An 11,476-nucleotide genomic window follows, 5' to 3' on the forward strand; every position below is an offset into this window, starting at 1 on the left:
GCCTCCGGAGCTGTTCTCGGTAACATCTTCGGAGGCGGGGCCGACGGAGGTGCGCATGGTGAACGTCGGCTCGGACAAGCCCAATATCCGCCAGGTGGCGGTGATCGCCGGCGTCTCGCACATGACCGTCTCGCGGGTGCTGAACGATCACCCGAACATCAAACCCGACACCAAGCGGCGCGTGCTCGAGGCCATCGAGGAGCTCGACTACCGCCCCAATCTCGTCGCTCGTGCTCTCGCCACCCAGCGCACACGGCGCATCGGCGTCATCATCGAGAGTCCGGTGGCGTTCGGTCCGACCAGCATCCTGCGGGCCGTCGAGCTCGCCGCCCGCGCCGCCGGATACTCGGTCACGGCCGTGGCGCTGCACGAGGGCGATGCGCTCACCCCGCAGGATGCCGTCGACAACCTCGTCACGCAGGGCGTCGATGCGCTCTGCGTGATCGCGCCGCGATCGTCGTCGGTGGCGGCGTTGCGCAGGATCACGCTCAGCGTGCCGATGCTGGTGGTCAAGGCCGACGCCGATCCCACTTTCCTCACCGTGTCGATCGACCAGCACGCCGGCACGACGCTCGTCGTCGACCATCTCGTCTCGCTCGGCCATCGCGACATCCTGCACATCGCGGGTCCCCTGGACTGGCTGGACGCCCGCGCCAGAGAACGCGCCTTCCACTCCAGGGCGAAGTCCTGGGGCATCCGCGAGCGACCCATCGTGGTGGGCGACTGGACCGCCGACTTCGCCTACGACTTCGCCATGGGCTTGAACCGCCTGCCCGACTACACGGCGATCTTCGTGGCCAATGACGACATGGCCATCGGGCTCATCCACGGGCTGCACGACAAGGGCTTCGAGGTGCCGAACGACCTCAGCGTCGTCGGCTTCGACGATGTGCCGCTGGCACGCCACTTCCTGCCGCCGCTGACGACGGTGCGTCAGGACTTCCATGCGCTGGGCGGCGCCGTGGTCGAGATGCTCCGCGCGGCGATGGAGGAGCGCGAGATCCCGGCGCTGACCCGCATCCCCACCGAGCTCGTGCCGCGGGCGTCGAGCGCAGCGCCACGCGAGGTGCGCTGATGGCGCTCGCAGCCGCGCAGCCGCTGGTCGAGCTGGAAGGCATCACGGTGGAGTTCCCGGGCGTGCGTGCTCTCGACGATGTCGATTTCCGCCTCTTCCCGGGGGAGGTGCATGCGCTGATGGGCGAGAACGGCGCGGGCAAATCCACGCTGATCGCCGTGCTCACCGGCACCTGCGCCCCGGTGGCCGGCACGGTCACGGTCGCCGGTGAGCAGCGCCGCTTCTCGGGTGTGGCAGACGCGAGGGCGGCGGGCATCGCGACCGTCTTCCAGGAGACGCAGCTGAGCCCGAACCTGAGCGTGGGGGAGAACGTCATGCTGGGGCGAGAACGCCGGGGCATGTTCGGCATCGACTGGCGCCGGACGAGGGCGGACGCCGCTGCCGCTCTGGCGCGGCTCGGGCTCGACGACCTCGACCCGAAGACTCCGCTGTCGATGCTCTCGCCGGCCCAGAAGCAGCTCGTGGCCCTGGCGCGGGCCGTCGTCGACGATCCGCGGGTTCTGGTGCTCGACGAGCCCACCTCGAGTCTCGATCAGGCTGAGGTCGCCATCCTGATGCGCGTGATCCGCGGCCTTCGGGAACGCGGCGTCGCGATCCTCTTCGTCTCGCACTTCCTCGAGCAGGCATTCGCGATCAGCGACCGGATGACGGTGCTGCGCGGCGGTCGCTGGATCGGGGAGCATGCCACCCGCGACCTCGAGCGCGCCGACCTCATCTCGCAGATGCTCGGCAAGGACATCGAGAGTCTGCGCGCCCTGAAGTCAGAGCGTAAGCTCCACCACTACGCCTCGGACGCCACGCCGGTGCTGCAGGCGACGGACCTGGGCCGTCGTGGTGAGCTCGACAGGATGGACGTGGAGGTGCAGCGCGGAGAGATCGTCGGTCTCGCGGGGTTGCGCGGCTCCGGACGCACGGAACTCGCGTCCCTCCTGAGCGGATCCGTCCGGGCCGACAGCGGTGAGATGCGGGTCGACGGAGCGAAGGTCGATCTGCGCAGCCCGTCCGCCGCGCTGCGGCGCCGCATCGCCATGACGACCGAGAGCCGCCGCACGCAGGGGGTGATCGGCGAGCTCACGGCCCGCGAGAACATCGTGCTGTCCCTGCAGGCGCTGCGCGGCTGGTCGCGGCCGCTGTCGCCCTCGGAGGCGGCCGCGCTGATCGACACCTACGTCGAGGTGCTGCATCTGGATGCCGCCGACCTCGACCGTCCGGCGAAGCTCCTCTCCGGTGGCACGCAGCAGAAGCTCCTGCTGGCGCGTGCCCTGGCCGTGCGCCCGCACGTGCTGATCCTCGACGAGCCGACGCGCGGTATCGACATCGCCGCGAAGCTCGACATCCAGCGCCGGATCACGCAGCTCGCGGGAGACGGAGTGGCGGTGGTGTTCATCTCCTCCGAACTCGAGGAGGTCGTGCGGTTGAGCGATCGCATCATCGTGCTGAAGGACCGCGAGAAGATCGGCGAGCTCAGCAACGGCCCGGGTGTGACCGTCGACACGGTCGTCGAGATGATCGCCGCAGACAGGGGTTCGTCCGAAGAATTGTGACCGGACTGTGACCGGTAACGAGAACGCGGCCACCACTTTGAAAGAACTTCACGTGAAGTGTTGTGTTCCACTGATTGTTCCCGGTAACATCGCGGCAGGGCGCTCGACCAGGCGTCCTGCAATCACGCAGGGGACCACGTCAGGTCCACACGCTTGCCGGGGGAGAACCCCGGCGTCTCAAGGAGGAGAACATGTCCGTGAACACGCGCATCCGCACCGTACTGGGGCTGGCCGCAGTCGGCGCGCTCGCATTGGGTCTCGCCGCTTGCTCGACCGCTGCGCCGGAAGAGGGCGCCGGCGGCGAAGGCGGCACCGGTGAGCTGACCACCGTCGGCTTCGTCGCCGTCGGTCCCGAGGGAGCATGGCGCGAGGCCAACGAGCAGAACATCCAGGACACCTTCACGGAGGACGCCGGATACGAGCTCAAGTACGCGCCCGCCACCAACCTCGACCAGAAGTCGCAGATCGACGCATTCACGTCGTTCGTCGACGAGGGCGTCGACGTCATCCTGCTGTCCGCCACCGAGGCGTCCGGCTGGGAGGACTCGCTCAAGCGTGCCCAGGAGGCCGAGATCCCGGTCATCCTGCTCGACCGCGGCATCGAGCCCGATGACGACAGCCTCTACGTCACCCGCATCGCCCCCGACAACGTCGAGGTCGCCAAGGAGGTCGGCGCCTGGGCTGCAGCCACGTTCCCCGATGGCGGCAACTACGTCGTCCTCGAGGGCCCGGCAGGCGTCGGCGTCGTCAACGAGCGCAACAAGGGCTTCGACGAGGGCCTCGGAGACACGAAGCTGACCAAGCTCGACGCGCAGACCGCCAACTGGTCTGCAGAAGAGGGCAAGAGCGTCTTCGAGACGATGCTGAAGGCCAACAACAACAACATCCAGCTCGTGTTCGCACAGAACGACGAGATGGGTCTCGGCGCCGCTCAGGCGGCTGAAGAGGCCGGCCTGGTCGTGGGCAAGGATGTCAAGATCGCCACGATCGACGGCACCAAGAACGCCATGCAGGCCCTCGCCGACGGTCAGCTCAGCTACGTGCACGAGTACAACCCGCTGTTCGGCGAGACCGCGCTCGAGGTCGTCGAGAAGGCCCTCGCAGGCGAAGAGGTCGACTCGTACATCGTCGTGCCGAGCGAGGAGTTCGACTCCGCCGAGGCAGCCAAGGCCGTCCTGGCCGACCGCAAGTACTGATCATCCCGCCGGAGCGATCCGGCTGATCACACCGCCGGAGCGATCCGGCGACCGGCCCGGGTGGCGGCGCGTCCGCCACCCGGGCAACACCATCTTCGAAACTGAGAGTCAGCGATGAACGAAGAACTCCCCATCGTCGAGATGCGCGGGATCTCCATCGAGTTCCCCGGCGTCAAAGCCCTCGACGGCGTCGACTTCCGGCTTTTCCAGGGCGAGGTCCACGCGCTCATGGGCGAGAACGGCGCCGGCAAGTCGACCCTGATCAAGGCGCTCACCGGCGTGTACCGGATCGACGCCGGTTCGATCGTCGTCGCCGGCGGCGAACGAAGCTTCGCGGGCACCGCGGACGCGCAGGCAGCCGGCATCTCGACGGTCTACCAGGAGGTGAACCTCGCGCCGAACCTCTCGATCGGCGAGAACGTGATGCTCGGACATGAGGTCCGCGGTCCGTTCGGCATCAACTGGCGCGCGACCCATCGCGCCGCGACCGAAGCGCTCGCCCGTCTCGGGCTCGAGCACCTCGACACCCACAAGCCGCTGTCGACGCTCTCCATCGCACTCCAGCAGCTGGTCGCGATCAGCCGCGCGATGGCGATCAAGGCCAAGGTCCTGATCCTCGACGAGCCCACCTCGAGCCTCGACGCGGCCGAGGTCGAAGGCCTGTTCACCGTCATGCGGACCCTGCGCGATCAGGGCGTCGCCATCCTCTTCGTCTCGCACTTCCTCGACCAGATCTACGCGATCAGCGACCGGCTCACGGTGCTGCGCAACGGACGGTACGAGGGCGAGTTCCTCACCCGCGACCTCGATCGGCATGCGCTCATCTCCACGATGATCGGCAAGGACCTCGACACGCTGAAGTCGCTGGGCGGCAATCGTCGCCGCGCGCCGCGAGAGGCCGGCGAGAAGCCCGTGCTCTCGGCATCCGGAATCGCCCGCCGCGGTTCCGTCGAGGCGACCGACCTCGAGATCCGTCCCGGTGAGGTGGTCGGCTTCGCCGGACTGCTCGGCTCGGGCCGCACCGAACTCGCCCGGCTGCTCTACGGCGCCGATCGCCCCGACGAGGGCACGATCTCGGTCAAGGGCGCCAAGGTCGATCTGAAGTCGCCGGCCGACGCACTCGCGCGGCGCATCGCATTCTCCACCGAGAATCGCCGCGACGAGGGCATCATCGGCGATCTGACCGTGCGCGAGAACATCATCCTCGCCGTCCAGGCCGAACGCGGCTGGGCCCGGCCCATGTCGCGCAAGGAGCAGGATGCGATCGTCGAGAAGTACATCGGCGAACTCAACGTGCGCCCGGCCGACCCCGAGCGGATGATCAAGAACCTCTCCGGCGGCAACCAGCAGAAGGTTCTGCTGGGACGCTGGCTGGCCACCAAGCCCGAGCTGCTGATCCTCGACGAGCCCACCAGGGGCATCGACGTCGGCGCGAAGGCCGAGATCCAGGAGGCCGTCGCGATGCTCGCCGAGGAAGGCGTGGCCGTCGTGTTCATCTCCTCCGAACTCGAGGAGGTCGTGCGTCTCTCCGAGCGCATCGTCGTCCTCAAGGATCATCGCAAGATCGGCGAGATCCAGAACGGCCCCGACGTCACCGCCCAGGAGATCGTCGACGTGATCGCCGCCCACGGTCTGGATGCGGCCGCGGAGACCCTCGAGGACACCGAGGGCGCTGCACCCGATACGATCGCCCACATCACCGAGAAGGAGGAGGCGCGATGACCGCCGCATCCGGCACGTCGCTCTGGCGTGAACTGATCCACAAGCCGTTCTTCTGGGGCATCGTGGCGATCGTCGCGCTGCTCGCGCTGAACGTGGTGAAGGACCCCGCCTACCTGGCGATGACGGTGAACCCGAACAACGGCAACCTCGTCGGCAACCTCATCGACATCCTGCGCCAGGCGGCGCCGATCATGATGATCGCGATCGGCATGTCCCTCGTCATCGCGACCGGCGGCATCGACCTCTCGGTCGGATCGCTGATGGCGGTCGCCGGCGCCGTGTCGATGGAGTTCCTGAACGCCGCGGGCGACTCGGCCTCCGTGGGCGTCGCCTTCGCCGCGGCCGGTCTCGCTCTGCTGATCACAGCCGTCCTGGGCGCCGTGAACGGCGTGCTCGTGGCCTACGTCGGGCTGCAACCCTTCATCGCCACGCTCGTGCTGATGCTCGCCGGCCGCGGAATCGCGAAGGTCATCACCGGCGGACAGAACACCGCGGCATCCAACGATCCCTTCCGGTGGATCTCGAACGGCTACCTCATCGGCATCCCCGTCGTGTTCATCCTCGCCGTCCTGATCGTCATCGTCGTCGGCTGGGTCGTGCGACGCAGCGCCCTCGGCCTCATGATCGAGGCGATCGGCATCAACCCCAAGGCCAGCCGGATGGCCGGCATCAAGCCCAAGGGCCTGCTGCTGACCACCTACATCCTCAGCGGCATCCTCGCCGGCATCGCCGGCATCATGTCGGTCGGCAGCGTGATGACCGTCGACATCTCCCGCACCGGCTACCAGCTCGAGCTCGACGCGATCCTCGCGGTCGTCATCGGCGGGGCGTCGCTGGCCGGCGGGAAGTTCTCGCTCAGCGGCGCGTTCGTCGGCGCCCTGCTCATCGCGACACTCGACAAGACCGTGCTGTTCCTGGGCGTCTCCTCGTCGGCGACACCGGCGTTCAAGGCGATCGTGATCGTGGTGCTCTGCCTGCTGCAGTCGGAGCGCGTTCGCAGCTGGTTCCGCACCCGCCGGAGAGAGAAGCCGGCAGCCCCCGAGCAGAAGACCGTGAAAGAGGAGGTGCAGGCATGACCGCCCTGACCGCGGCCCGCGTGCGCGACGAACCCGTGGCCATCCTCGACCGGGTGCGCCGGATGATCCAGGCGAACCCGTCGGTTCTGCCGACGATCGCCTCCGTCGTGATCTTCGTCGGCATGGTCGTCTACGGCGAGGTGGCCTACGGCCGCATCCTGCAGGCGAGCACCCTGTCGAACCTGCTCATCAACAACGCGCACCTGATCGTGCTCGCCGTCGCCCTGACCTTCGTCATCATCACAGGCGGCATCGACCTCTCGGTCGGCTCGATCATCGCGTTCTCCTCGGTGGCCGGCGTGATGCTGGCCAACGCCGGATGGAATGCGATCGCGGTGATGGTCGTGATGGTCGGCATCGGCGCGCTCTTCGGAGTGGTCTCCGGTGTGCTGATCCGGTACTTCAACGTGCAGCCGTTCATCGCGACGCTGGCGATGATGTTCCTCGGTCGCGGCCTGGCGTCGCTGCTGAGCACGAAGCCGGAACGCCTCGGCGAGGACTCGCCGATCCGCTGGATCGGCGTCCAGCTCAAGGTCGTCGACGGTCCGAAGGTGAACGACCTGGTGATCACGCCGGCCGTCATCATCGCCGTCATCGTGGTCCTCGCCGCGTTCTTCGTTCTGCACCGCACCCGTACCGGACGCACGGTCTACGCGATCGGCGGCTCCGAGAGCTCCGCCCTGCTGATGGGCCTGTCGGTGCAGCGCACCAAGGTCCTCGTCTACGTCATCAGCGGCGCCCTCGCCGGGCTCGCCGCCGTCCTCTACACGGCCCGCCTCGGCACGGCGCAGAACATCACGGGCATCGGCTGGGAACTCGACGCGATCGCTGCGGCGGTCATCGGCGGCACCCTGCTGACCGGCGCCTACGGCTATGTGCTCGGCTCCGTCATCGGCGCGCTGGTGCTCGGGCTCATGAACGTGCTGATCACGCGCGACGGCGGCATCCCTCCCGAGATGACGACGATCATCACCGGCGGCATCCTGCTCGTCTTCGTGCTGCTGCAGCGCGCGGTGACGCGCAAGAAGGAATAGCGCGGACGACGCAGAAAGGGGCCTCCTGCACACATGTGCGGGAGGCCCCTTCTGTCGTGACGGTCAGCTGGTCGGGATCCAGACCCGCATGGTCGACGGGCCCCGCTGGGCCCAGTCGTGATACGCCACCAGGGGGACGTCGGCTGCGGCATCCGTCGCGCGATCACGGAGCGGCAGCACCACCCGGCCGTTCCGCTCCACAGGTGGACCGGTGACGACCGCATCCACCACGTCGGCGCCGAAGTCCACCGACTCGAGGGCCAGCACCTCCGGGCCGCGTTCGACGGCGATGCAGCCGCGGGCGGCGTCGACACGAGGATCGGGCGCGGTGGCGCGCGGATGCATCGGCAGGACGAGCTCGATGACATCGCCGCGCTCGAAGGCGCGCCTGACCTCGATGACGCCGGGCTCCGCCACCTGGTCGGGCTCGCCCTGCACGCGGAGCTTCGCACCGGACGCCCAGGCCGGCACCCGCAGGGTGAGGGTCCACTCCGCGTCCTCCGCGATCGTGACCCGGATGACCCCGTCGGCCGGATACGCCGTCGTGACGTCGAAGGCGACGACCCGGCCGTCCGGCAGGACCGTCCGCACCCGGGCAGGGGCGTACTGGTGCAGCTGCACGCCCTCGTCGTCGGCGGTCGCGATGTACGCGTCGAGACTCGCGAAGGTGCGTGCCACGTTGGGTGGGCAGCACGACACCTCGAACCAGGGCGCGCGCAGCGAGGACGAAGCTCGCTGCGACGTCGCCTCCGGGTCCGCCGGGACGCCGGGGACCCGCTGGTGCAGGGTGTTCGCGTAATAGAAGGAGCGTCCGTCGGGTGCCGGAGACGTCGCCACCACGTTGAACAGCGTGCGCTCGATGAGGTCGGCGTACTGCGGTGAGCCGGTCGCGAGCAGCAGCCGCCAGGAGAACATGATCGAGCCGATTCCGGCGCAGGTCTCCGAATACGCACGATCCGCGGGGAGCTCCCAGTCGTCGCCGAACGCCTCGTCCTGATGGTGCGAGCCCTGCCCTCCGGTCACGTAGGTGCGTCGCTCGACCGTGCGATCCCACTGGCTGCGCAGCGCATCCAGCAGGGCGTCGTCGCCACCGTCGACGGCGACGTCCGTCGCGCCGGCGGAGAGGTAGTTCGCGCGCACGGCGTGCCCGCGCAGCGCATCGGCCTCGCGCACCGCAACGTCGTCCTGGAAGTACTTCCGGCCCCATTCGATGTCGCGCAGGGTACCGCGGCCGTGCCGCTCCACGAAGAGGGCGGCCTGCTCGAGGAGACGCTGCTCGCCGAGCGCGCGACCGAGCTCGGCGAGCCCGACTTCGACCTCCGCATGCCCGCAGATCGCATCACGGCCATCGGGCCCGAACTCGCGGCAGACCAGGTCCGCGGCGCGCCGGGCGATGCCGGCGAGCCCGTCGTCGGCGTCGGGGCGGGTGCGGATACGGGCGACCGCGGCCTGGAACAGGTGGCCGAGGCAGTACAGCTCGTGCCCCCATTCCAGATCCGACCACCGCTCGCGCTGTCCGGCACGGCCGAACATCGTGTTCAGATACCCGTCGGCCTCCTGGGCGGCCGCGATCCGCGCCACCACCGAGCGGAAGCGCTCCTCGAGCGCTGCGCCGGCTGCGGCATCCGTCCGCCCGATCTCCCACGCCAGCGCCTCGAGGTACTTGTAGACCTCCGAATCGGCGAACTCGCGTCCGCGGCGTCCGGCGGGAAGGGTCCCGGCGGCCGCGAGATCGAAGTTCGGCAGCCATCCCTCGGATTCGAGGCGTGCCTGGATGTGCGCGAGCGTGGCTTCGCCGTTCACCCGCTGCCGATCGCCCCAGAAGCCGCCGGTGATGGTCGCCTCCGAGAGGCCGAGGGGGCGCAGTCGCCCGCGGGCGGGGACCACGGGAGCTGCCGGTGCAATGGTGTCGAACATGGTCATCCTTTGAAGGCGCCGGACATGAAGCCGCGCACGTAGTGGCGTTGGAGGATCAGGAAGAGCAGGATGCAGGGGAGAGCGAGGACGACCACTCCCGCCTCGGTGGCGCCGTAGTCGACGACACCCTGCACCTGGCCGCGGAGGTTCGCGACGGCCAGCGGCAGTGTCATCCGGTTGGAGTCGTTGATGAGGATCAGCGGCGCCATGAAGTCGTTCCACGCCGTGAGGAAGGCGAACAGGCCGACCGTCACGAGTCCCGGCTTCACGGCCGGGAGCAGCACCCGCCACAGGGCCCCCCAGCTGGAGCATCCGTCGACCATCGCCGCCTCGTCCATCTCCTTCGGGATCGATTCGAACGAGATGCGCATCATGAACATCGAGAACGGCAACTGGAACATCGTGATCACGAGCGCCACGCCGACGAGCGAGTTCTGGAGTCCCACCGCGTTCAGGATCACGTACAGCGGGATGAGCAGGGTGGCGTAGGGGACCATCAGGATCGCCAGCGTCAGCAGGAACAGGGCGTTCTTGCCGGGGAAGGAGAAGCGGGCGAACGCATACCCGCCGAGCAGCGAGATGAAGAGGGTGAGCGCGACGGTGAGCAGCGAGACGAACAGCGAGTTGCCGAGGTACACCCAGATCCCCGCCTGGTACTCGCCGAGGGCGGCGTAGTTGCCGAAGCCCCAGCCGTCGGTCTGGCTGGTGCCGGCCAGCGGGCTCACGCTCGAGACGCCGGTCCAGATGAGCGGGTAGAGGAAGATCACGGCGAGCGCGGTGGTGAACACCCAGTACGGGATGCCGTAGACGAGCCGCTTCGCCGTGGAGCGGTGGCGGGGAGCCGCCGGAACGTGGTTCGGCGCGACGATCGTGCGCGTGAGGGTCTGTGACATGGTTCTCAGCTCTCAGTCCTGGTTTCAGTCGTCATCAGGGCGGCGGAATGCGCGCAGCTGGAAGACGTTGATGACGATCAGGGCGAGCAGCACGATCACCGAGAGGGCGCCCGCGATGCCGAGGCTGTTCTGCCCCTGGAAGGCCACGTTGTAGATGAGCTGCACGACCGTCATGGTGCTGTTGTCGGGGCCGCCCTTGGTGAGGATGTAGAACTGCTCGAACGCGAGCAGCGATCCGGTCACGCACATCACGGTGGTCAGGGCGAATGTGGGCTTCAGCAGCGGAACGGTGATGTCGCGGAACGTCTGCCAGCGGCTCGCCCCGTCGATGCGGGCGGCCTCGTAGACGTCGTCGGGGATGCCCTGAAGTCCCACGAGCATGAGCAGCATGTAGAAGCCGGCGTAGCGCCAGACGATCAGGAAGATCGTCGACCAGAGCGCCCCTTCGGGGGTGCCGAGGAACGTCACCCCCCACGCCTTCATGAGGTCGGCGAACGGTCCGGCGATGGGGGAGTACAGCACGTAGAACAGCAGCGAGGCGGATGCCAGGCCGAGAGCGCTCGGGATGAGGAAGGCTGTCCGGAGGACGCCCTTCCAGCGGGTGGACTCCTGAACGAGGAGCGCGAGACCCAGCCCGAGTCCGATCAGGATGACCGTGGTGATGACGGTGTAGAGCAGCGTGAATCGGATCGAGTCCCAGAAGAGACGGTGGCTGACCGCGTCGACGTAGTTCTCGGGAAGGTTGATGCCGCGGTTCCCGCTCAGCAACGGCCAGTCGGATGCCGACATCTGCACCACCAGCACGAGAGGCACGACGAAGAGGAGCGCGACGAAGATCGCGGTCGGGGCGGCGTACAGCCAGCCCTGCACCGGTCCGCCGAACGCGGTGCGCGTCCGTCGGCGCGGTGCCGTTGCGGTGGAGGTCATCTCATCCTCTTTCGGGGTTTCGGTGAGGTGGGGCGGCGCAGAGCGCCGCCCCACCTCGAATGTGCGGTCGGGTCACTGCGAGAGGATCGCGG

Annotated in this window: 9 protein-coding genes; 6 read left to right on the forward strand and 3 right to left on the reverse strand. The window is 68.2% G+C overall.

Translation table 11 applies throughout. The features are described 5' to 3' along the window. The first annotated feature begins 55 nt into the window (after positions 1-55). The 6 genes from CUR96_RS16955 to CUR96_RS16980 all read left to right on the forward strand — a co-directional run bounded on the left by CUR96_RS16955 (position 56) and on the right by CUR96_RS16980 (position 7,647). A complete protein-coding gene (locus CUR96_RS16955) occupies positions 56-1,075 on the forward strand; it encodes a LacI family DNA-binding transcriptional regulator (RefSeq protein WP_102194516.1) in 1,020 nt (339 codons plus the stop codon). After that, positions 1,075-2,619 carry a sugar ABC transporter ATP-binding protein gene (locus tag CUR96_RS16960; RefSeq protein WP_102194517.1) on the forward strand — a complete coding sequence of 515 codons (1,545 nt, stop codon included), beginning with the start codon at positions 1,075-1,077 and terminating at the stop codon, positions 2,617-2,619. The genes CUR96_RS16955 and CUR96_RS16960 overlap by 1 nt, the downstream gene beginning before the upstream one ends. Positions 2,620-2,810: 191 nt before the next feature. Then, the gene (locus CUR96_RS16965; RefSeq protein ID WP_102194518.1) at positions 2,811-3,815 is read left to right on the forward strand and encodes a substrate-binding domain-containing protein; all 1,005 of its coding nucleotides are present in this window, start codon (positions 2,811-2,813) and stop codon (positions 3,813-3,815) included. A 114-nt stretch (positions 3,816-3,929) separates the two neighbouring features. Continuing rightward, the gene (locus CUR96_RS16970) at positions 3,930-5,537 is read left to right on the forward strand and encodes a sugar ABC transporter ATP-binding protein (RefSeq protein WP_102194519.1); all 1,608 of its coding nucleotides are present in this window, start codon (positions 3,930-3,932) and stop codon (positions 5,535-5,537) included. After that, positions 5,534-6,613 (forward strand): ABC transporter permease, encoded by a 1,080-nt coding sequence (locus CUR96_RS16975; protein ID WP_102194520.1) that lies wholly within the window; start codon positions 5,534-5,536, stop codon positions 6,611-6,613. The genes CUR96_RS16970 and CUR96_RS16975 overlap by 4 nt, the downstream gene beginning before the upstream one ends. Continuing rightward, positions 6,610-7,647 carry an ABC transporter permease gene (locus CUR96_RS16980; RefSeq protein ID WP_102194521.1) on the forward strand — a complete coding sequence of 346 codons (1,038 nt, stop codon included), beginning with the start codon at positions 6,610-6,612 and terminating at the stop codon, positions 7,645-7,647. Before CUR96_RS16975 ends, CUR96_RS16980 begins: the two co-directional genes overlap by 4 nt. A gap of 63 nt (positions 7,648-7,710) precedes the next feature. Here the strand turns inward: CUR96_RS16980 and CUR96_RS16985 are convergent, their stop codons facing one another. Genes CUR96_RS16985 through CUR96_RS16995 form a run of 3 tightly spaced genes read right to left on the reverse strand, consistent with a single transcriptional unit; the run spans position 7,711 to position 11,384 of the window. Continuing rightward, entirely contained in the window at positions 7,711-9,570 is a 1,860-nt protein-coding gene (locus tag CUR96_RS16985) for a glycoside hydrolase family 127 protein (protein ID WP_219722011.1), read from the reverse strand. After that, positions 9,567-10,457 carry a carbohydrate ABC transporter permease gene (locus tag CUR96_RS16990; RefSeq protein ID WP_102194523.1) on the reverse strand — a complete coding sequence of 297 codons (891 nt, stop codon included), beginning with the start codon at positions 10,455-10,457 and terminating at the stop codon, positions 9,567-9,569. Before CUR96_RS16990 ends, CUR96_RS16985 begins: the two co-directional genes overlap by 4 nt. A gap of 24 nt (positions 10,458-10,481) precedes the next feature. Beyond that, positions 10,482-11,384 carry a carbohydrate ABC transporter permease gene (locus tag CUR96_RS16995; RefSeq protein WP_102194524.1) on the reverse strand — a complete coding sequence of 301 codons (903 nt, stop codon included), beginning with the start codon at positions 11,382-11,384 and terminating at the stop codon, positions 10,482-10,484. Between the last annotated feature and the right edge of the window lie 92 nt (positions 11,385-11,476).

It is taken from the genome of Microbacterium aurantiacum, from assembly GCF_002872075.1.
GTDB lineage: Bacteria > Actinomycetota > Actinomycetes > Actinomycetales > Microbacteriaceae > Microbacterium > Microbacterium aurantiacum_A.

Bases quoted from the DNA above. Each gene is read 5' to 3' on its own strand.
- CUR96_RS16960 (WP_102194517.1), top strand. From the start codon at position 1,075: ATGGCGCTCGCAGCCGCGCAGCCGCTGGTCGAGCTGGAAGGCATCACG.
- CUR96_RS16995 (WP_102194524.1), bottom strand. From the start codon at position 11,384: ATGACCTCCACCGCAACGGCACCGCGCCGACGGACGCGCACCGCGTTC.
- CUR96_RS16990 (WP_102194523.1), bottom strand. From the start codon at position 10,457: ATGTCACAGACCCTCACGCGCACGATCGTCGCGCCGAACCACGTTCCG.
- CUR96_RS16975 (WP_102194520.1), top strand. From the start codon at position 5,534: ATGACCGCCGCATCCGGCACGTCGCTCTGGCGTGAACTGATCCACAAG.
- CUR96_RS16980 (WP_102194521.1), top strand. From the start codon at position 6,610: ATGACCGCCCTGACCGCGGCCCGCGTGCGCGACGAACCCGTGGCCATC.
- CUR96_RS16970 (WP_102194519.1), top strand. From the start codon at position 3,930: ATGAACGAAGAACTCCCCATCGTCGAGATGCGCGGGATCTCCATCGAG.
- CUR96_RS16965 (WP_102194518.1), top strand. From the start codon at position 2,811: ATGTCCGTGAACACGCGCATCCGCACCGTACTGGGGCTGGCCGCAGTC.
- CUR96_RS16985 (WP_219722011.1), bottom strand. From the start codon at position 9,570: ATGACCATGTTCGACACCATTGCACCGGCAGCTCCCGTGGTCCCCGCC.
- CUR96_RS16955 (WP_102194516.1), top strand. From the start codon at position 56: ATGGTGAACGTCGGCTCGGACAAGCCCAATATCCGCCAGGTGGCGGTG.